The 21,578-nt window shown below is 39.8% G+C and carries 19 protein-coding genes; 10 read left to right on the top strand and 9 right to left on the bottom strand.

Going from position 1 to position 21,578, the window contains the following annotated elements; all coding sequences use genetic code 11:
* Window positions 1–39 precede the first annotated feature (39 nt).
* Together GKR71_RS05765 and ddlA are read left to right on the top strand one after the other, a co-directional pair.
* Window positions 40–915 (top strand): LysR family transcriptional regulator, encoded by an 876-nt coding sequence (locus tag GKR71_RS05765; protein WP_036948066.1) that lies wholly within the window; start codon window positions 40–42, stop codon window positions 913–915.
* A 135-nt stretch (window positions 916–1,050) separates the two neighbouring features.
* Entirely contained in the window at window positions 1,051–2,154 is a 1,104-nt protein-coding gene (ddlA, locus tag GKR71_RS05760) for a D-alanine--D-alanine ligase (RefSeq protein WP_154609368.1), read from the top strand.
* 70 nt (window positions 2,155–2,224) lie between these two features.
* On the opposite strand, the gene GKR71_RS05755 is transcribed toward ddlA, so the two are convergent.
* A complete protein-coding gene (locus tag GKR71_RS05755) occupies window positions 2,225–3,013 on the bottom strand; it encodes a GNAT family N-acetyltransferase (protein ID WP_154634041.1) in 789 nt (262 codons plus the stop codon).
* Between the two features lie 523 nt (window positions 3,014–3,536).
* Here GKR71_RS05755 and GKR71_RS05750 point away from each other — a divergent pair.
* A complete protein-coding gene (locus tag GKR71_RS05750; RefSeq protein WP_036948058.1) occupies window positions 3,537–4,466 on the top strand; it encodes an acyl-CoA thioester hydrolase/BAAT C-terminal domain-containing protein in 930 nt (309 codons plus the stop codon).
* A gap of 49 nt (window positions 4,467–4,515) precedes the next feature.
* On the opposite strand, the gene GKR71_RS05745 is transcribed toward GKR71_RS05750, so the two are convergent.
* Complete coding sequence (locus GKR71_RS05745; protein ID WP_154634040.1) at window positions 4,516–5,298, bottom strand: GNAT family N-acetyltransferase; 783 nt, start codon at window positions 5,296–5,298, stop codon at window positions 4,516–4,518.
* 118 nt (window positions 5,299–5,416) lie between these two features.
* On the opposite strand from GKR71_RS05745, the gene yqfB reads away from it, so the two are divergent.
* Window positions 5,417–5,746: a N(4)-acetylcytidine aminohydrolase gene (gene yqfB, locus GKR71_RS05740; protein ID WP_036948056.1), complete on the top strand. Its 330-nt coding sequence runs from the start codon at window positions 5,417–5,419 to the stop codon at window positions 5,744–5,746.
* Here the strand turns inward: yqfB and GKR71_RS05735 are convergent.
* Entirely contained in the window at window positions 5,743–6,612 is an 870-nt protein-coding gene (locus GKR71_RS05735) for a LysR family transcriptional regulator (protein WP_154634039.1), read from the bottom strand. The two genes, yqfB and GKR71_RS05735, sit on opposite strands and share 4 nt — an antisense overlap.
* Window positions 6,613–6,720: 108 nt before the next feature.
* Between GKR71_RS05735 and GKR71_RS05730 the strand changes: the two genes are divergently transcribed.
* On the top strand, window positions 6,721–7,644 hold the full coding sequence (locus GKR71_RS05730; RefSeq protein ID WP_154634038.1) for a DMT family transporter: 924 nt from the start codon (window positions 6,721–6,723) through the stop codon (window positions 7,642–7,644).
* A 45-nt stretch (window positions 7,645–7,689) separates the two neighbouring features.
* Here the strand turns inward: GKR71_RS05730 and GKR71_RS05725 are convergent, their stop codons facing one another.
* The 3 genes from GKR71_RS05725 to GKR71_RS05715 all read right to left on the bottom strand — a co-directional run bounded on the left by GKR71_RS05725 (window position 7,690) and on the right by GKR71_RS05715 (window position 10,865).
* Window positions 7,690–8,679 carry a D-cysteine desulfhydrase gene (locus tag GKR71_RS05725; RefSeq protein ID WP_036948052.1) on the bottom strand — a complete coding sequence of 330 codons (990 nt, stop codon included), beginning with the start codon at window positions 8,677–8,679 and terminating at the stop codon, window positions 7,690–7,692.
* Window positions 8,680–8,694: 15 nt separating this feature from the next.
* On the bottom strand, window positions 8,695–10,122 hold the full coding sequence (locus tag GKR71_RS05720) for a Na+/H+ antiporter NhaC family protein (protein ID WP_154634037.1): 1,428 nt from the start codon (window positions 10,120–10,122) through the stop codon (window positions 8,695–8,697).
* Window positions 10,123–10,322: 200 nt separating this feature from the next.
* Window positions 10,323–10,865, bottom strand: a complete 543-nt coding sequence (locus GKR71_RS05715; RefSeq protein ID WP_036948047.1) for a GNAT family N-acetyltransferase — start codon at window positions 10,863–10,865, stop codon at window positions 10,323–10,325.
* Between the two features lie 174 nt (window positions 10,866–11,039).
* On the opposite strand from GKR71_RS05715, the gene GKR71_RS05710 reads away from it, so the two are divergent.
* A complete protein-coding gene (locus tag GKR71_RS05710) occupies window positions 11,040–11,882 on the top strand; it encodes an AraC family transcriptional regulator (RefSeq protein ID WP_154599274.1) in 843 nt (280 codons plus the stop codon).
* Here GKR71_RS05710 and GKR71_RS05705 read toward each other — a convergent pair.
* Window positions 11,879–12,778, bottom strand: coding sequence for a LysR family transcriptional regulator (locus tag GKR71_RS05705; RefSeq protein WP_036948044.1), 900 nt, complete (start codon window positions 12,776–12,778; stop codon window positions 11,879–11,881). The genes GKR71_RS05710 and GKR71_RS05705 overlap by 4 nt on opposite strands.
* A gap of 107 nt (window positions 12,779–12,885) precedes the next feature.
* On the opposite strand from GKR71_RS05705, the gene GKR71_RS05700 reads away from it, so the two are divergent.
* The 3 genes from GKR71_RS05700 (at window position 12,886) to GKR71_RS05690 (ending at window position 17,117) form a co-directional block, all read left to right on the top strand.
* Entirely contained in the window at window positions 12,886–14,070 is a 1,185-nt protein-coding gene (locus GKR71_RS05700; RefSeq protein ID WP_036948041.1) for an MFS transporter, read from the top strand.
* A 76-nt stretch (window positions 14,071–14,146) separates the two neighbouring features.
* Window positions 14,147–15,211: a bifunctional DNA-binding transcriptional regulator/O6-methylguanine-DNA methyltransferase Ada gene (gene ada, locus GKR71_RS05695; RefSeq protein ID WP_036948039.1), complete on the top strand. Its 1,065-nt coding sequence runs from the start codon at window positions 14,147–14,149 to the stop codon at window positions 15,209–15,211.
* Window positions 15,212–15,710: 499 nt separating this feature from the next.
* The gene (locus tag GKR71_RS05690) at window positions 15,711–17,117 is read left to right on the top strand and encodes an aminotransferase-like domain-containing protein (RefSeq protein WP_230083118.1); all 1,407 of its coding nucleotides are present in this window, start codon (window positions 15,711–15,713) and stop codon (window positions 17,115–17,117) included.
* Window positions 17,118–17,216: 99 nt separating this feature from the next.
* Here the strand turns inward: GKR71_RS05690 and ydeE are convergent, their stop codons facing one another.
* On the bottom strand, window positions 17,217–18,410 hold the full coding sequence (gene ydeE, locus GKR71_RS05685) for an efflux MFS transporter YdeE (protein ID WP_036948034.1): 1,194 nt from the start codon (window positions 18,408–18,410) through the stop codon (window positions 17,217–17,219).
* Window positions 18,411–18,860: 450 nt separating this feature from the next.
* On the bottom strand, window positions 18,861–20,018 hold the full coding sequence (locus GKR71_RS05680; RefSeq protein WP_154634036.1) for an iron-containing alcohol dehydrogenase: 1,158 nt from the start codon (window positions 20,016–20,018) through the stop codon (window positions 18,861–18,863).
* 289 nt (window positions 20,019–20,307) lie between these two features.
* On the opposite strand from GKR71_RS05680, the gene GKR71_RS05675 reads away from it, so the two are divergent.
* Window positions 20,308–21,570 carry a M24 family metallopeptidase gene (locus GKR71_RS05675; RefSeq protein ID WP_195848962.1) on the top strand — a complete coding sequence of 421 codons (1,263 nt, stop codon included), beginning with the start codon at window positions 20,308–20,310 and terminating at the stop codon, window positions 21,568–21,570.
* The last annotated feature ends 8 nt before the right edge of the window (window positions 21,571–21,578 follow it).

Genomic DNA, 21,578 nt, shown 5'->3' with positions numbered 1-21,578 from the left:
ATTTTATAAGCCCCTTAATTTTATGAAGACATTAATTTTATGAAACTGCCTCCATTAACATCGTTACGGTTTTTTGATGTTGTTGCGCGCTATGAAAGTATTATTAAAGCCGCGCAAGAGCTGCATGTTACGCACAGTGCAATTAGCCGCCAGATAAAATTACTTGAGGAGCATCTCGGTGTTTTACTGTTTGAACGGCGTAATCGAGCTATCTTTTTAACAGAAGAAGGTAAATTGTTATTTCAAACAACAACACACTTATTCCAGCAACTTTCTGATACCGTCGAAAAAATTACGCAGCGTCCTCATAACCAAGTAGTTAGTTTATCGTGTGAGCCGACCATCGCAATGAAATGGTTGATCCCTCGTTTAACTGATTTTTATCAGCAACACCCTGAAATTACGGTACATTTGATTGCCGCGGGTGGTCCTATTGATTTTAATAAGGCGGGGGTCGATCTTGCTCTTCGCCGTAATGACTTCACTTGGGATGACAATATTTATGCGAAGAAAATATGTGCAGAATGGATGGGTATTATCAAGAAAAATGATAGCCAACCCTATCATGAGATGAACTTACTTGTGCCAGCCTCTCGGCCAAATGTTTGGCGTACATGGCAAGCCCGTAGTGGCACCAATTTACAACATAATAAACAAGTTAATTTCGAACATTTCTACTTGTGTTTGCAGGCTGCATTAGCAGGACAGGGCGTTGCTATTGCATCGTTCCTAATGGTTGCTGATGAAATTAATACACAACAATTAATGGCCCCAGAAGGTTTCATTGAAGATGGTTCGGCATATTATTTACTTTCACCCAAAGAAATAAAAGCAGATACCCCAGCGGCCATTTTTATGGAATGGTTGGAAACAAACGTGAATCAAAGCCTGTTGTTAACTCAGCAATCGGCATAAAATTTGTATACTTTTAAGGGTTTGGTCATTTAATCACCGAACCTACTTGCGTAGTGAAGTTTTTATGCCCTAACTATTTCGCTGCGTGCTATATTTCCCAGAATCGTTTTTGATGTCTTTATGTTGGAGTAAATAATGAGCAAAATTCGGGTTGGTGTCATTTTTGGTGGTAAATCCACTGAGCATGAAGTTTCGTTGCAATCAGCTAAAAATATTATTAATGGATTAGATCGTAGTAAGTTTGATGTTTGCCTTATCGGTATTAATAAAGAAGGGCAATGGCATGAGTATGATGAAGCGAACTTCCTGTTACATGGCGATGATCCTGCTCATATCGCGTTAAATACTCCAAAGCGTAGCATTGCAATCGTTCCAGGCAAACAAAGTGAACAATTCATTTCTCTAGAAGATACTAAACCTCTCCCACAAATTGATGTGATTTTCCCAATTGTCCACGGTAACTTAGGTGAAGATGGTTCTTTGCAAGGTTTACTGCGTATGGCGAATCTGCCATTTGTTGGACCGGGTGTTCTAGGCTCATCAGCTTGCATGGATAAAGATGTCACCAAACGCCTTTTAAGGGATGCAGGGTTGCACATTGCACCGTTTATTACGCTATTGAAAAGCGGTCGTGGTGAAATTAGCTATGCTGCAACGGTTGAGAAACTGGGCTTACCATTATTTATTAAACCAGCTAACCAAGGTTCATCGGTTGGGATCAGTAAAGTTAATAATGAAAGCGAGTTTAACACGGCATTAGATTTTGCATTCTTATTCGATGTAAAAGTGCTGATTGAAAGCGCTGTAAAAGGGCGTGAAATCGAGTGTGCTGTGCTTGGAAATGAACACCCACTAGCTAGCCCATGTGGCGAAATCGTGCTGCATGACAGTTTCTATGCTTATCATACTAAATATATTGATGAAAATGGTGCGTCTGTTGTTGCTCCGGCGGATTTAGAGCAAGATGTGAGTGAAAAGATCCGTGCAATTGCACTTGAAGCTTATCAAGCCTTAAACTGTAGCGGTATGTCCCGCGTTGATGTATTTTTAACTGAAACGAATGATGTTGTGATTAATGAAATCAATACATTACCGGGTTTCACTAATATCAGTATGTATCCGAAACTGTGGCAACAAGGCGGTATGACTTATCAAGAATTGATCAGTCGTTTAATTGAACTTGGGATTGAAAAATTCCAGCAAACAGCTGCATTAAAAACAGCCTGCGATGAAATTTAATCTCTGATATTTTCCGCAATTTTTGCCGATAGCGGCCTGCTATCGGCAATATCACTATAAAGTTATCTCATTAATTCACTGTGTTTTTGTTGCACCAAACATAATTGATGTAACGGAATAACGGCTCAAATCCAAATTTTTTATATAAATCAAATCCTGCTTCTGAAGCATCTAAGAAGCAATGTTCGACTCGTTGTTGACGACAAAATGCGAGAGCATAATCAATAAGCTGAGAAGCATAGCCTTTACCCTGAAACTTAGGTTCAGTACCGATATCGTCGAAACGTGCTAATTCGCCTTCAATGGTGACCGTCATGGATGTTGCGGGCTCTCCATTGACCAATAAGACTAAATGGAATTGCGGTGCACCTTGTTGCAGGGCATCTTCGTGGTAGCGAACATACTCTTGGATCACGGTATCATGCTCTTCGGAAAGGTAGAACGCAGAAACCAATGGTTTAGCCCAAAGGGATAAATCATGGTTTGCGAGCACGATATCTACCTGATTATCAGGCAAATCAACTTCTTTTTGCTGTGACAATGTTAGTGCCATTGCAGTTGTGACGCTGTCACGTTTATAGTTAAGTGCTTCAATATCTTTGACGACTTTTGGCAACATCTCTTCAGGGATCACCAAAGTGTGATTCTTTTTCTGCGATACGAACAGGTTGTATGCTTGCATAAAAGCATGATGAGTAGAGTCGGGTTGCAGATAAATAAAATTGAACGCTGGGGGGTTTAATGGCGTTAAATAACAAATTGTATGTTGTGCAATCTGGATACTGTGCTCACAAATCGAAGTCCAAAACGTCTTTTCGATCGATTGGTAATGTCGTAAATAGTAGAGCGGTATGTTCATTAGTCAGTTACCTGATACAAAATGTGTTAGTCAAAATGGAGCAAATAATAAATCTGGCCCCATGTAAAATTTTGTTAACTTATTGGCAGTAAAGCCTTTGTGATCTATCTATTGATAATAACTAAACCTTTAAAATCAGCAACCGTTGCGGCAGTTGTCATCTTATCTTTAGCCTTAGATCCCACTCTTGTGCAACGTTTTCAGTGTCATTAATCAATATCTATAAAGTAAATTTGAAGATAAATTAAGGCGTTTCGTGCGATATGCAGATAGATTGTTATTTAATGCTATCTTACATTGCTCATTTACTCTATAAAATGTCATGTAAATTTATAAAAAGCTTTGTAACTCAATGAGATTATCTTACTAATTCATCCATTATGATAGTGGAAATAAAGAGATCGTACCTGCATAAATATGCTAAATAGAGTGACGTAAATAAGATAAATAGAGTTGTAAATGTTATATGCTTCAATGTATTGTTTATTGAAAAATAAAAGATGACTGGGGTTACGTTAAGGTAATGCAAAAATTTATATTGGTTGCCCTGTATTTAGTGGGTTATTCAGTGTTTGTAGAATCTGCTGAAAATCCTTTTGATAGGCAAATACTGAAACACGATGATAAAGAAATCCATTATTACCTACTTAAAAGTGACTCTAATCCCTCTAAAGAATTATTGGTATTAATCCAAGGCTCCGACTGTAAAAGTGTCGTTAATAACCAAAACCTGATTAAGAATTTTAGGGGAGTATTACCTAATAGTGATGTGCTTTTAGTGGAAAAAACAGGCTTAACACCAGATGTAGGGTTACATGATCCAAATTCCTTAGAAGAGAACTGCCCTGTGGAATATATGAGAAATGATTCTTATTTTGAGAGAGTGGATAACTATATTGCTGTGCTGAACCAGTTGAAAAATCAGTATCAGCATATTGTTGTATTAGGTGGTAGTGAAGGGGCGGTAGTCACGAATATTATTGCGTCTAGAGTTAATTTTATTGATGCGGCTATTTCACTAAATGGTGGCGGACAATTTTTTATTAATGATGTGATTTACAGCATTAATAAAAGTCTACCCGCTGAAGAAGCGCAAGGTGCAATAGAAGGATTTAACCAGTTTGCAGATGCAGTTTTGCATGATCATTTAGACGATGACCAGTTTCCCAGTAATCACGGACAAAATTGGTGGTATGAAGCCTTAACGATAGATAATAAAAAACTACTTCAAGGTGTTCGTAAACCCCATTTAGTGATCCAAACGCTCACCGATATTAATGTGGATGTGGAAGGCTCGCAGAAAATGATGAATGAGATTAATAACCCCAATATTACCTATAAAACTTATTCCACATTAGACCACTATTTTAAAGACAGTCAGGACAATAATCAGACAGCAGTCGTTATCGCTGATATTCAGGATTGGTATACAAAATTAAATATCAAAAAATAGGTTGGGTAGATACCCAGCTAAAGAATTCTTAGTTGGGTATTTAGGGATTCTATTCTGAAATGTAGCTGTGATATTTAAAAATCGGTTTAAAACCTAGTTTTTGATAAACCGACAAACCATCGCTAGACGCTTCCAAATAACACTGCTTGATTTTATGTTGAAGACAAACCTGTAAGGCATGTTTAATCAATGCCGTGGCAAATCCTTGTCTCTGGAATTCAATATCTGTACCAATATCATCTAAGCGCGCAACGTCATTGTGTAGCGTGAGTGTTAGTGATGATACTGGGGTCTGCTGATTAAATAAGACAAAATGCATGATATTGATTTGCTTGTCTAACGCACGCTGGTGATAGCGAATATATTCATCAATGATGGATTCATCATTATCACAATCAAGTTCATTGACTACAGGAAACGCAGTAATAAGCGGTTTCGACCAGTCAGAGAGATTATGATTGCTAAGCTTTATATGATAGTCGTCTGGTAACTGATTTTCCGTTTTGAGTTCATTTCCCGTAAATTCAAAGACCATCGCTGTTGATTCACCATCATCAATAAGATCATGCTGTTGTATACAATTTGAGAACTTGGGTAATTCATCGGTGTGAACAACTAAAATATAGGGTTTTGACTGTTGTTGAAATAATGTATTTGCCGCTTCAAAGCCAGCAATAGTTGCTCCTGAATGCAAGTAAATATAATTAAAAGCGGGAGTTTTTAGCTCAGTAAAATAGGCAAACGTATTTGGCTCTACATGATGCGTCTTTAGGCAAATAGCAGACCAAAAAATATTTTCTAATGAGTAAAAACACGCTTCGTTGTGAGTCATTTCATTGTGTCCTAATAAATTAACTGAACGTTCCTAGTCTATTGAGCAAATTGAGATTGCTGTCACTATGGTACATGGGATAGCATTTGTTTAATTAAGAGAAGATTAAGGAATATCTGTGAATAATATCCCCGAAACTATCACGTTCTTTGAGCGTTTATTACCACTGGTTGTTTCCGGTGAAAAAGTGATCACCATTCGTGATGAAAATGAAAGTCATTATGTACCAGGCTCCGTTGTCAAAGTCCACGCTTTAGAAACTGGCGAGTACTATACCGATATTGAAATACTTTCTGTTGAGCCGCTAAGCTACGATGATATTTCAGAGTATCACGCGACCCAAGAAGCGATGACATTGGAAACGTTGAAAGCTTTAATTCGTGAAATTTACCCAACAGAAAATTGTCTGTATGTTATTCATTACCGATTAACAACGGCAAACGCTTAATCACGATAACGGCTTTTTACTAGCTTAATAAATGCTTTTGTGGCTGGAGACGCATCACTGTAATTATTAACAGCAAAGGCAATATCCCGAGTCACGCGGGGAATTAATGGTTTTACGACGATGTTGTTAATATTTTCGGGGATTGCGAGTTGAGCCACAATCGATACGGCTTCATTTCGTGCAACTAATGAAAATGTACTAATAAGCTGGCGGGTTCTAAATTGAATTTTAGGTGTCAGCTTTTGTGCAGAAAATAGTTCCATCACAATTTTACCGGAACCAGCTTGAGTTAAGTTGAAGGGGTACTCACACAATTGTTTTAGTGTAACTCCTTCATACTGAGTCAAAGGGTGGTTTAGCGGTAAAATTGCCACATATTGGTCATGTTTTATAGGAAAAGTATCAAAGCGTTCGTCTGGCAAGACCACAACACCAATATCTATGCGCTTTTCTTGCAACCATTGAGCCACGCTCTCATCGTCTCCCTCATCAACAATAATTTCAATGCTTGGGTATTGCTGACGAAAGACCTTTAGTAATGGAGGCAAAATACCCGTTGAAGAACCGGGGCCGAAAGATCCTATCCGTAAAACACCTTTCTTTAATCCATTGGATGCTAGCGCTTCTTGGCGCATTGCTTCTTGAAGGCTCAGTATATGTTGGGCGCGATTTAGCAGTGTGTTACCAATTTCGGTCAGAGTGACTTGGTTTTGTTCTCGCGTAAATAAACTGACATTGAAATCTTTTTCAAGGGATTTAATGGCATGTGAAACCGCAGATTGGGAAATATTCAAAGACATTGCCGCCAAGGTAAAACTTTTTAGCTCAGCAACACGGGTAAATATTTCCAGTTGGCTTAGTGTCATGAGTAAATACTCATTTGATTATGATCTTGGATAACAAATACCTTATCCGTATCGAATGACTGAGTCAATAAAGTACACAATATCTGATATGGATGGGGAAACATCGCGATGGAATTAAAAATAACCAAAAGGCAGGTTCAACAAAAGTCAGTCAATATTGTTGTTCTAAAAATGATATGTGTCTCGATATTATGGGGAGGAACATTCATTGCTGGTAGGATGTTACAAACCGATATATCACCATTATTTTCAGCGACGCTTCGCTTTATTTTTGCGAGTGTTGCATTGCTTATTTTGCTGAGCTGCACTCGTATTGGTTGGGTAAAAGTGAATTCGCGTCAGTTTTTTCAAATTCTCTTGTTGGGATGTAGCGGTGTATTTATCTACCAAGTCTTTTTTTTCTATGGGCTACAGCTTATTCCTGCGTCTCGAGCGGCACTGTTGGTGGCAATTAATCCTGCGATGATTGCTTTAATTTCCTATTTATTATGGCGAGAAAAAATCACGAAAATTAAAGGTGTGGGTATTGGTTGTTGTGTATTAGGGGCAACAATATTGTTATCAGCAAAAACGTCAGATGTGAGTGGGTTTTTAACAAACCAAGGTGATCTTGCCATATTAGGTTGTGTAGTGAGTTGGGGGATTTATACCGTTGCAGGTAAAAATGTTATCCGCGAAATTGGCGCTATACATACGGTTGCATATGCCGTGCTATTAGGAACTGAACTATTGGTTATCGCGTCAAGTATCATGGGGCAATTAACACTTAGCGCGATTATACACTTAACAAATACCGATGTTATGAGCCTGTTATACCTTGGAATATTAGGCTCAGCACTGGCTTATATTTGGTATTACCAAGGTGTTGATCAGTTAGGTGCCGCGGGAGCCGGGTCATTCATTGCACTTAATCCGTTGACGGCGGTAATAATAGGAACGCTGTTTTTAAATGAGGAAATTACATTCTCTGCATTATTGGGGGGGATAGTGATTATCTTCGGGTTATGGGTAACGAATAAATCGCGAGTATAAAATAGGCGCTCTATGGAAATAACTGACTCCATAGAGCGATATTTATTATTTAATGGTTTTGTTAATTTCTGAATAGGCGAAAAGGGCTTGAGCACCGCCAGTATGGACAAATAATACAGGTGTTTTTTCAGAGGAATTGTCTAAATAATCAATCAAACCCGCCATGGCTTTTCCTGTATAAACTGGGTCAAGAAGGATCCCTTCTTTTTGAGCTAATAGCGCTATTGCATCTAAACCACCGCGGTTTGGCATGCCATACATTGGTGCGAAGAAATCATCCCAAAGTGTAATGTCTGGTGTTTTTTTAATTTGCAGTAATTCTGCTAATTCAGTTTGCAGTTTTTCAACTTTTGGTGCCTGATCTTGCTGTTTACGAGAAACGGTGACACCAATGAGTTGTGAAGTAGGGAGTAATTCTTGTAAGCCAATCGCTAAGCCAGCGTGAGTTCCGGCACTGCCAGAAGCCACAATCACTTTATCAAATTCAATATTGGTCGGTTTTTGTTGAGCAATTTCAATCGCACATTGAACATAACCTAATGCGCCCAGACCGTTGGAACCACCAACAGGGACGATATAAGCATCTTGCAAGTCTAATGATTTAATTAACTCTGCCATTTGTGCTTGTGGATCGGTTAATTCGTCACACATGACGCATTGAGTACCAAATAAATCGGTCAGGAGCTTATTGCCATTATGCAGGAAATTGCTGTCTTCACTTTGAATAGGATTTTCTAATAAAGCGACACATTTCAGTCCGTACATTGCCGCTACCGCAGCAGTTTGACGAACATGGTTTGATTGAATCGCACCTGCTGTCACAATAATCTTTGCATTTTGGGCTAAGGCATCCGCCATTAAAAACTCAAGTTTACGCAGCTTATTTCCGCCCATTGCTAACGGCGTCATATCATCGCGTTTAATGTAGATTTCTCGACCATATAAACGCGATAAATTATCGAGTCGATTCAATGGGGTCGATGCTTTAAGCAAGTCAACTTTTGCGAACTGAGTTAATTTTTGTTGAAGAGACATCTAAATTCCCCTGTATTAATTGGTAAATCCTAAATAGAGATAAATGGCAAGTACGAAGCTTGCTGTTACTAATGCATAAGGCATTTGAGTGCGAATATGTTCAATATGATCACAATCAGTAGCCATAGAGGCAACAATGGCATCCGCAGAAATAGGTGAGGTCATGTCGCCGAAAATAGACCCTGATATGGCTGCGCCAATCATATATTCAATTGGCATACCGACGGATAACCCTAATTGAACACCAATCGGGATCATAATGGCAAAGGTTCCCCATGAGGTACCCGTAGCCAGCGACATAATAGCGCTAATGATAAAGATAAAGCCGATAGAGAATCCAGGTGCCATAATGCCTTGAGTGACTTCAGCAATATAAGCGCCCGTATTCAGTTCAGAAGATACATTTCCCATCAAGAAAGCTAAAATCATGATGGAGCTGATTTTTAACATGCTGGCATAGCCAATAAATAGCTCTTTAAAGAAGCTATCAATATTTAATAGCCTTCTTCCGATAAACCAACAAAAAGAAACTGCGGTACCGAACATAACGCCCCAATAAACGGACGTTGAGCCGCTCCCTTTACTGAAATCCCCATCACCTGTGATATATAAGGCCACTGGAACCATTAATACAGTAGAAAGAATAGGGATGAAAAAGTTCAAGGCTGAATGGGCATTCGGATGTTCAATAATCTCTTCCTCTTCATTTGTAAGTGAAGATTCGGCTAATTTTCCTGTCATGAAATTTTCTTGATACTTCATTTCGGCTTTTTTCATTGGTCCCCATGAAACATTGGTGAACACATAGAATAAAATGGTGACCAATGATAGCCATGCCATTAAGTTGTAGCCGATAGATTTAATTAAAATATCGAAGGGTTCACCGGAAATAAGACCTTGGGAAATTTGTACACCAATGAGTCCCATAATCACTGCCCCCCAACCATTTATAATAGCTGATGAACAAACAGAAACGCAGGCGGTTTGAATAAGATATGACATTTTTTCTGGGGCAACGCCATATTGTCTGGCTAAATTCTTAGTGGATGCCCCCGCGACTAACTGGTTGATGGAACTCTCAATAAAAATTAAGGCAGTAATGACTATGGCGAGTAATTGTGTTGCCGTTCTATTCTTAATTAATTTTGTTTTATTTGTCAGTAGCTGAACTAATGCACGAACACCGCCTGTGACGACGACTAGGCGCATAATCCCACCAATCATGACCATAAAGACGATGGTACGAGTGTTGCCGGCGGAAGAAAATGTATCGATGATGCCATCCACAGTTCCGCGAATGCCGAGTAATACATTGTGGTCATTAATGACGGTAAAACCGACTAAAATACCGAGCATTAATGAAAGCATCACCTGTCGAGTGAGAATAGCTAAAAGGATAGTGACAATTGGCGTGATAATTGTCCAAATACCATAGTCGTGCATGTGTTTACCTTGGATATTTTTATTGTATGACGTGTAGTTTATAAATATCAGGAAATCATAGCATTGATGGAAGTAGGCTGTCGGATATTTTCATTATATTGCCGTAGATTGTTACAAAATCCATGCTGAAAGTCAGATAAACTGCAAGATTATGGTATTGAAGGGTACGCTATCTTTTTGAGATAGCGTAGTAAGGGTTATTAAGCTTGTGATTGCCACTGCTGATAAGTGATGCGACTAATTTCTTCAGTCTTTGTCTCGCCAATAAGCTCAATAAATTGTGGGGCTAATGTTGTGTAATATTGGAAACCACATTTTTCTTGAGCAATTTTAGATTGTTGATTACCTTGGAAATAACCGCACCATAGATTATCCAGTTTGAGATTTTTAAATCCATGTCGCATGATTTCTCGGATAGCTTCAGGAATGAGCCCTTTTCCCCAAAATGGTACGCCTATCCAATAACTCACTTCCGCATCGTTATCCCCAATTGGAAAATTACTCTCTTTTCCGATAGATAAACCAATCAAGCCAATGGCTTTGTTATCTTCTTTTAGCGCAACGGCAAACACACCATCGCGCATAAAAATGGATTGAATAATTTTCGCACTTTCTTCGACGCTCTGGTGAGGTGGCCAGCCTGCAATAGGGCCGATACGTTCATCTTTTGCATAATGATAAAGGTCTGCCGCATCAGTAATATGCCAAGGGCGTAAAATCAGCCTTTGTGTATATAAAATCATGTTATTTTCTCTTTATTGCATTGATATTATGCCACCTATTTTAGGTATTTATTTGTTTTTTTTAATAGTTTAACCTCGGTATTTTGGGTACTTATGAAAACTGACATTTTAAAGAAACTAGGTAGAATAGGTTAATAAAGCTAATGGCATGAATGAAATGTGAGTGTGTTGAACATGAAAGAGTTGCAGCAGCATCAATCTGTATGGGAAGGGGTAGTCAGCATCGGCTCGACGACACTGGAAGAATTGCAAAATACAGTATTGTCTCCAGACTATGTGACGCTATGTATTTGTAGGCAAGGAGCTGGGATTTTCAATATTAATTTTAAGCGCTATGCCTTACGCAAAAATGAGCTCTTTGTTTTGTATAATGACACTTTTGTTACGTTACAGAAGCGTTCTCGGAATTTTATTGTAGATTACATCCATATTGATAAGACGTTTGCCACAGATATTGCATTTGTTTTACCTAATTCATTGTTTGCCTATTTTAATTTTCAACCACGTTTATCAATGTCATCGGCACAATCCACACTATTTTCACATTGGTATCAGCTATTTTTATATTACCACCAAGAACGCGCAGAGTATGGGAAATTACAATTACGGCAACATTTACAAAATCTATTTTTAGAAATTGCTAATCAGGTCAATCATGCACAATCCCATTTTTCAGATGAACGTAGCCGTAAATCACAATTATGTTGGCAATTTTGGACATTAATAACCCAGCATTGTAAACAGCAAAGAGAGGTTAAGTTCTATGCGAATCAACTTTCGATTACACCGTTTTATTTATCGCAAATTGTGAAGGACTTCTTCAACGATCCGCCCAAGGCACTGATTGATAGACAAGTGGTTTTAGAGATTAAAGCTCTGTTAGAGAGAGGAACGTTCACCATTCAGGGTATTGCGGATGAATTAAATTTTGAAGACACCTCGTATTTATGCCGCTATTTTAAGCGGCATACTGGTGCAACATTAAGTGAGTTTAGAAAAAGAGTGAATAAGAATTAACTCGGGTCGATTTTTGTCGAATGTTTTTTAATAAAATCAATAAAGCAGCGTAGCCTTGGAGAAACAGCTTGGTTGCGATAATAGACAGCATTAATCGGCTGTTTCATTGTTATCGTTTTTTGTTCTAGCACCTTCACGAGTCCGCCATTGGCAAAGGCATCTAAGCTTACAAAGTCGGAAGAAGAGAGAATGCCAGTTCCTTGCAGCGCTAAATGATGTAGCACTTCGCCACTGGCGCAGGCGATATGGGGGGTAATTTTGAGTAAGCTGCCATCGGCGTTTTCGAGTGGCCAATAATTTAATGACTCTGGCGTTGTGAAACCGAGCAAACAATGCTTATGGAGATCCTCTATCGTTTCCGGTATTCCATATTTTTCTAAGTAAGCGGGGCTAGCAACTAGCCTTTTCTGGGTATAACCCAATAGTGTTGCACTGAGTGAAGAATCCTTTAACGTGCCAATTCTAAACGCGACATCCGTTTTTTTCTCTAATAGGTTTGTCACACCTTCATAGTTATTTATTTCTAACTCAACTTGGGGATATCGTTCATAAAATAGAGGGATCAACGGAGCAATTACATGGGTTAAAAACGGGGTAGAAGCATCAATGCGTAGCTTACCTGATGGAATCGATTGGCGAGCGGATAGCAAATCTTCGGCTTCTTGAGCTAGTCGGACTATTTCTCGCGCTTTTTGCAAAAATGCAGCACCTTCATCACTAAGTTTGATGGCGCGAGTGGTTCGGTAAAGTAGCGTGGTTTTGACTTTCTCTTCTAAACGCAATAATGCACGACTCACGGTGGATATCGTCATGCATTGCTGGTCGGCTGCTGCTGTAATAGAGCCGTAATCGACTACGCTGATAAATGTTTGGAGCTCTTCTAATGTGATTTTCATTATTGCATTTCCCGCAAAAGTTATTCTCACCATAATGGGTTTTTCAACCGCTTTCAATATGGAAGAATTGCCGCCGGTCAATTGATATTGGTTTATAAGGCATAAAAATGAGAATAAACACAGCATTGCTCGCGTTATCTGTTGGAGCATTCGCCATTGGTATTACCGAGTTTTCTCCGATGGGAATGCTTCCCTATATCGCTGAAAACCTGAATGAAAGCATTCCTTCTGTCGGTGCGATTGTGGTGATTTATGCGCTGGGAGTGATGATTGGAGCGCCAATCATGACGCTATTATTAGTGAGTAAGCGCCCAAAAGTTGCGTTGGTTTTTTTAATGGCTATTTTCACGGTGGGGAATTTATTATCGGGTTTAGCGCCTAACTTGGTGACGCTGTCACTTTCAAGGTTAATTACTAGCCTAAATCACGGGGCATTTTTTGGTTTAGGTGCCATTGTTGCGGCCAGTGTGGTTCCTGCTGGTAAACAAGCGAGTGCGATTGCGGCAATGTTTATGGGGCTGACCATTGCGGGTATTGGTGGCGTTCCATTAGTCACTAAAATAACGCAATTAATCGGCTGGCGTGAGGCATTCTATTTAATTTCGGGTATTGGATTGCTCACGATCGCCAGTTTAATTTTTGCGATTCCTGCACGTTTACAAGGTAGCCAGGTTAACGTTAAAAATGAATTGCGTATTTTAAAGCGCCCATTAGTGATGTTAGGTATGTTATCGACGGTACTCGGAGCAAGTGCAATGTTTACCTTGTATACGTTTATAACACCAATGTTAATGAATTTTATTCAGGCTTCAGATCAGACAATTACAATGATGTTAATGGTCATTGGCCTTGGTTTTAGTATCGGTAATTATCTTGGTGGTTATTTTGCGGATAAAAACTTATATCCAACTTTATTAACCTTGTTTGTATTATCTGCAATAAGCATGGTGATGTTTCCAATAATTGCGACAAATATCGCTGGAGCTACCGTTGGTTTATTATTCTGGAGTATTGTTAGCTTTGCACTCGTCCCACCCATTCAAATTTTAGTGATGAATGCGGCTGTTGGCGCGCAAGCGCTAGCATCCTCCGTGAATATTGGTGCATTTAATTTGGGAAATGCCATTGGAGCGGCTGTCGGTGCGGCGATTTTATCCCATGGCTACAGCTACACGACGATGAGTTTTATGGGCGCATTATTGGCGATAGTCGGGTTTATAGTGATTTTGCTGATTGTACGCCGGAAAAATAGCGAAACACAAACGCAGGACGTAATGTGTAGCGCGAATTAAAAAGCAAGGTTTGGAGTGTTCGACATATAATAACCAGAGATACTGATCACGGTGAAATCAGTAAAGGGCTAAATATATGTCGACGAAAAATCAATGGGCCACAGATGAGCAGCGCTGGAATGCACTGAAACTACGCGATAAAGCTGCAGATGGTTATTTTGTGTATGGTGTGAAAACATCGAAACTTTATAACCATCCATCCGCTGCGGGGCGATTACCGAAGAGAGATAATGTGCTGTTTTTTGATAATGAGCAGCAAGCGATAGCGCAGGGTTTTCAGTCGGGAAAACGTCGTCGTCACGAAATGTCACAGCAAGCTCAGTTTTATCAAGAAAAAATTGAGCTTGCTTGTCGGTATATTGAGCAAAACACCCAGAAATATACATTGGCTGAGTTAGCTGATTATGTCGGAATAAGCCCGTTTCATTTTCATCGATTATTTAAATTACAAACTGGATTAACGCCTAAAGCCTATCGCGATGCTTATCTTCATCAGAAAGTACAAGCACAATTACAGGAAAATGAACGGATCACTGACGCTATTTATAATGCGGGTTTTCATTCGAACAGTCGTTTTTATGAAACAGCAAATTCGCGATTGGGCATGACGCCGACAGCGTGGAAATTAGGTGGTGAAGGAAGCAAAATCTATTTTGCTCTGGCCGTTTGCTCGCTAGGAAATGTACTGGTTGCACAAAGTCCGATAGGCATTTGTGCAATTTTATTCGGAGATGACCCTGAACAATTGCTAAATAACTTACAGGATAAATTTCCCCATGCTCAGTTGATTGGTGGAAATAAAGCATTCGACCAAGTGGTTTCTAAAGTTATTGGGTTTATTGAAGCCCCAGAAATAGGTTTTGATCTTCCTTTGGATATTCGAGGAACTGCATTTCAGCAACGAGTGTGGCAAGTGTTAAGGAATATTCCTGTTGGGAAAACGGTGAGTTATCGTGAAATCGCAGAAAAGATGGGAACACCTAAATCGTTTAGAGCAGTGGCGAATGCATGTGGTGCAAACATGCTAGCTGTAGTGATTCCATGCCATCGAGTAGTGAGAACGGATGGTGGATTATCGGGATATCGCTGGGGGATCGACCGAAAGCGGGCATTATTACTAAAAGAATCTGCAAAAAAATAATAAGATCTATTTTGAAATAGAATAAGGCTGCGCCAATATCTCTATTGCCGCAGCAATTTTCAATATAAATATCATATATATTCTCTAATTAGATAGTTTTGAATTTACAATTATCGTTTTCTATTTATTATAGTGCGCGGTTTCTGTTTTATATCCTTCGAAAATTAATTTAATTAAGGTCGATTTAATTTTTTTAAATAAACTCTTAGATTTTTTGATTTTTATATTTCTCATATTTTTTCCTTGTAAATAATGAGATTACCCATCGAAAGATGAATGTAATTGGTTGTGTTAATATAAATTTTGGGTATGGTTTGCCCTTTATATTTTTTTCATATTCCATAAATAAAATCCTATTGCTGTATTTTGTTTATTTAGCTTCGCATGAGAAATTGACTTAAAAAAGTGACAGATTGGCTTTTTTGTAAAATACAGATCATCTCAGCGAAATCTGTATTACATTACAGATACGGGATTCGATTTTAAGGAAATGAGTGCGATGCTCTATAAACAAATAGCCCAAATGCTGCAGAGCAAAATCCATCGAGGAGAGTTTCTTGGTGGGGAGAAAATGCCGTCGGTACGTGATATTAGTCGCTGCCATGATGTGAGCATTACCACGGCTCAACTGGCTTATCGTGAACTGGAACGGTGTCAGCTCATTTATGCAGTACCGAAATCGGGTTATTTTGTGATCCCTGAAAAGGCCACAGCACCATTGCCTAAAGTGGCTAACTATATTCAAAAGCCTGTTCATATTGATAAATGGAACCCGACGATGGACTTCCTGCGTGTTGAAGAGCGTGCAGGAGTCACATCATTATCGTGTGCGGTACCTAATATTGCAGATAAAACCTTAGAGCCATTATGGCAAGAAATGAATATGGTGGCGCGGCGTCGTAATCCGTTAACACTTGAGTATGATAGCTTGCAAGGGTTAGCCGCGCTCAGAGAGCAAATCTATCATGTATCTGATTATCGTCAGTCATTTACCCCTGATGATCTTGTGACAACTACCAGTGCCCATCAGTCGATTTCTATTGCAATTCAAGCATGTACCCAAGCCAATGATGTGGTTGCTGTTGAATCACCGACGTTTCCCGGATTATTGCAAACGCTTTATGGGCTGGGCCGTAAAATCATCGAAATTCCCGTTGATCCCCAAACAGGGATTAACTTGGAGAGGTTAGAAGAAGCTTTCCAATGTTGGCAGGTCAAAGCGGTGGTGGTCACGCCGACATGCAATAACCCGATGGGCAGTATTATGCCGGAAAAAAATAAACAAAGGTTGCTTGAGATGACTAATCGATATCAAGGTACGATTATCGAGAATGATTGTTTAGCGCCTCTTGCATATGCTTATCCGCGTCCGTCAACGATCCAATCTCTGGATACCGAAGGTCATGTGATTCTGTGCAGTTCATTTTCTAAAACCGTTGCACCGGGAACACGGACGGGGTGGATAATCCCCGGTAAATACAAAGAGAAAGTTATGCATTTAAAATACTTATCGCATTGTTCTGGCGAAGTTTTTATGCAGCAAGTGATGAGTAATTTCTTAAAAGAAGGGCACTATTTTTTGCATTTACGCCGAATGCGTCAGCAATATCGTGAATTACAATGTCAATATCGGGAATTAGTTGAAACGCATTTTCCTGCTAATACTCGAATTTCAAGGCCTCAAGGTGGATTTTCATTATGGGTCGAGCATCCGGCAGCAGATACTGCGAAATTGATGGAGATTTTACATCGCAATAAAGTGACGGTATTGACGGGAACCCACTTTGCTACAGGCGATTGCTACCCAAACCACCTGCGTATTAATTATGCTTTAGAGTTGATCCCAAGACGGCGTAACGCGATAAAAATTCTCGGAGAAACCTTAAAAATGAGTCTGTTGAAATAGGGCATTGAAACAGAAAAAAGAAACCCGCTAATAATAGCTATTAGCGGGTAATTAAACATAAGGAACATTATTTATACAGCAAACTACGTTTACCGCAGTTTATATTGCCAATGCGAGGGTTTGTTTATTTTTAATTCGCATGCCATTAAGCATACTTAACCATGCCAGCACTGTCACTACCATTAAGATAATAAAGATAAAATACGGAGGAAGTTCAGTCAGAACGAACCCCGTCATCATAGGGTTAAATGCCCCGCCAAGTAGCCCCAGCGCTTGAGCAGAAAAATAGCTGGATTTCATGCCTTCAGGGGCAATGCTATCAATTAGCATATATTCCCCTGGTGCGTAAATAAGTTCGCCCAATGTGAAGATAAATGAACCTAACGCCCATAAATAGAGATTATCCCCAGATCCCATAAATACCGCTAATCCCCCTAGAAAGAATACGCTACCAATGGTCATTAAGCGTCTTAAGTTATCCGGCGTAATACGTTTACCTACCGTGTATTGCAAAGTGACAACGACGACGGCGTTGACAGGTAAAATCACACCAATTACTGCTTGTGCAAAATCACTGTTAGCAACGGTGATTACATATTGGGAGATCCACGTGGTAAAAGAGCCGAAAACGAGTGAGCCGAGAAAAGTGGAGAGAATAAACCAAGCCAATGCACGGTCGTGGAGCATTGCTTTAGGGTTCCACACTCGCGGTTGACCATCAACATGGCTAGCAGGTTTGGTGCTTTGAACAAATCGCTGAATAAAAAAGATAGGGGCGGCTGCGGAGACTGCCGCTAGCCAAAATGGTAAATTAATGCTGTACATTAATAACCATGTGCCCATTGGGGGCCCGACCGTCCAACCGATATTGATAAAGGTGTAGTTGAGGGAAAATACTTTAGTTTTTAAGGATAATGACAAAGTATCTGCAAAATAGCCTTTTAATACAGTCGAAAAAACAGAATAAGAGCAGTTAATTAGTGAGAAAAATATAATCACCAATAGTGCATTGTTCATCAGCGGAATTGCAATAAATCCACAAATAAACGCTATCACCGCAATAAGCATGCAGCGTTTTTTATCGACTTTATCCGCCAGCATGCCAAATCCCATACTGAATAGCACGCCGACCGTTAAGGCAATAGTCATAGCAACACCGACGATATCGATCGCCATATGGTATTGGCGTGTCAGATAAATCGCCATAAATGGTAATGTGGCGCCGCGCCCGATGGTTAATAGCAGCGAAGACGCGAGCAGGGCAGTATTCGAGATATTGGATTTAGAAAACATGGCTCACGACCTAGGAGTACATTGTTGTTATAAAAATGGTTGTTATAAAAACGATTGTTACAAAAATGTTTTATATAATTTTATTATATAAAATACATAAAATTGCGGCACCAAGAAACGGGTTATTAGGGCGGGAAATCAAAACAATATTTTGATCATGCTATTGTGCCATTGCCAACCAATTATCTGGCTAAAGATAGCGGCGACGCAGATAGTAGAGTTATCTGCTATCAGCTTAACTGCATAAAAAATCAATTAATTATTGATTCATCATCCTATTTAATCGGCATATAAACTAAGAGTCTGTTGCCTTTCTCAATATCAAAAGTCATCGTTTTTGGTGCGCGGCGTTATTGTTGAAATGGTTGGTCGCGGAAGTGAACTTAAAACCCTGTTCGAGTCATTAAAAAAGAGCGCAAGGGAATGCGCTCTTTTGATAATACACGGTCATTATAATGAAGCGAGATAAATTCGACGGCTCACTTCAGGGGTAATATCACGGTGTTCCCCGAGTGTCACCATGCTATGCGCCACGAGGCTCTCAACTAAAGGCTCTACGATATCTTGGTTGAGCTGATAATCTTTAAAGCGTGTTTTCACTTGCATTGATTCGAAAAAGTCTCTTGTTAATTCAATGGCTTTGAGTGCTTTTTCTTTTTCGCTGCCTTCACGGATATCCCAGACGCGTTCTGCATACTGCGCCATTTTCGCTTGTTTCTGAGGCAGTTTTTCTTCCATTAAGGAAGGCAGGATAATGGCTAAGGTTTGGGCATGATCTAAACCGTAGAGAACGGTGATTTCATGACCTAACATGTGGGTTGCCCAGTCTTGCGGTACGCCAACACCAATTAAACCATTTAACGCTAATGTTGCTGTCCACATTAAATTGGCGCGCACATCGTAATTGGTTGGATTTGCTAAGGCTTTCGGGCCAATATCGATCAAGGTTCTCAGTAGACCTTCAGCAAATGCGTCTTGAACATTGGCATTTACAGGGTAGGTGAGGTACTGCTCGATAACGTGTACGAACGCATCCACAACCCCATTGCTGATTTGACGAGGTGGTAATGAGTAGGTTTTAACCGGGTCTAAAATAGAAAATTGAGGGAAAACTTTGTCACTCATAAAGGCTAATTTGGCGTGTAATTCTTCACGCGTGATCACAGAGCCTTTGTTCATTTCAGAGCCAGTAGCAGGGAGGGTTAACACCGTACCAAAAGGTAATGCGTGTTCAATAGCGGCACCGCCGCTGGTCACCACTTCCCATTTATCTCCTGCGTAATTGACTGCCGCCGCGATAAATTTAGTACCATCAATGACGGAGCCACCGCCAACAGCCAGTAAAAAATCATAACCTTCGTGTTCAATTTGCGCGACAGCTTTGATTAAGGTTTCATAGCGAGGGTTGGCTTCAATCCCACCAAAATAGCCAATCTGGCGATTTTTCAATGCACTCGCAACTTCATCGAGGGTGCCATTCTTGCGAGCACTTTCACCGCCAAATAGCACGAGGACTTTTGCATTCGCGGGAACCAATCGGTTCAATTCACTTATTTTACCTTCACCAAAAACAATGCGCGTTGGGTTGTAAAACTCAAAATTATTCATATACAAACCTTTGGTTGGGAATGGTAGGGGATGTCATTTGGCATCGGTTAGGGTTAAAAATGTTGAGATTACTCTAGTATACACTCGAAACTATTCAAAGGATGATCAAAATGTTTGGTTGGAGCGTTGTTTATTTATCGCTGAATTTTCAATTCATTATCCGTTTTTGGGGCAAGTAATTTCCAAGTGATAGCACTTAATGCTTATGATTGATTTGACTTCAGTATCATTGCGATCAATATTTAATTCATTCAAATGAATTAAATATAATATAAACGAGGAAATTATGATGAATTCAATGATACCAGCTTCATTTACCCTTAAAGAGCGTGATAGACGATGGGGTTTGGCTCGTAAAATTATGAAGGAGCATGATTTGGAAGTTTTGATGGTGTATGGCGATAGGGAGTCCGCCGCACCTGCACCATTTTGTATCGATCATTATTTTACCAATGACAGACTAGGATCTGTGGTGCTGTTCCATCAAGATAAAGCACCAATAGTGGTAACATTTGCGCCGATGATGGTGGCTGACCATATGCAGGCGTCTATACGCAATGATATGCAATGGATTTCACCTGAGCAGATTATGGTGGGAAAAACAGGGCGCAATATCGGCAATATTTTGATTCAGTTAGGGGTATCACCGAATGCTCAGATAGGCGTCATTGGGCTTGAACCATATCCGCCGTTCTATTTTGATGGTGCGATGCCGTTTAATACGCTGTCAGGTATTAAAGAGCAATTACCGAATGTAAATTTTGTGCCTGTTTATAAAGCCTTTTTCCAATTAGCCTCGGTCAAAAGTGATGAGGAAATCGCGCACATCAAACATGCAGCCATGATTGGTGAAGCCATGAGTGAGGCGATGCGCAAAACAGCTATTCCCGGAAATACCGAAGCGGATATTGCTGCGGCAGTGACTTCAACGTGTTTATCGATGGGTGGGTTTACCACAGAAATTTTGATGGGGTCAGGTCCTGAATATATTGGTTGGGGACAACCAGCATGGCAGTACCGTTCGCAAAAACCGAGGAAAATACAATATGGAGATATTGTATTAACTGAAATTTTTGCACTGTATGGGATGTATGAAACTCAGCATCAAGCTGCGGTAGCGGTGGGGAAAATACATCCGAATATTGAGCGAGCTGCGCAAGTTTCGCGAGAATGTTATGAGATAGGTGTAGAGAATCTCAAAGAAGGCATTACCTTTGGGGAGTTGGTGGACAAAATGGAACAACCATTATTAAAGGCAAAAGGTTGGCATGTTCATCCGCTTATTCATAGCATTAATCCTTATGGTCCAATTGGTTTTGGTACGGCTCCCGGAATCGAAATATTACCGTTAGCTCAAAAATATGGACATATAAGCCGACTGCCTAATCCTGGGCGTGAATTAATCTTAAAAGCAGGAATGACATTTGCGTTTGAACCCAATTGTGCCTTTGATTATCATTTGTGTAATTTAGGCGGTACCGTTATTGTGGGAAAAGATAAGGGGATAGAATTAAATAATAATTCGACGCATTTAATGCGTGCCGACGTATAATGTTACTC

Source organism: Providencia sp. wls1922 (assembly GCF_009706505.1).
GTDB classification, from domain to species: domain Bacteria; phylum Pseudomonadota; class Gammaproteobacteria; order Enterobacterales; family Enterobacteriaceae; genus Providencia; species Providencia lanzhouensis.
Note: the sequence above shows the minus strand (reverse complement) of the source record. Positions and strands in the feature narration are given on the sequence as shown.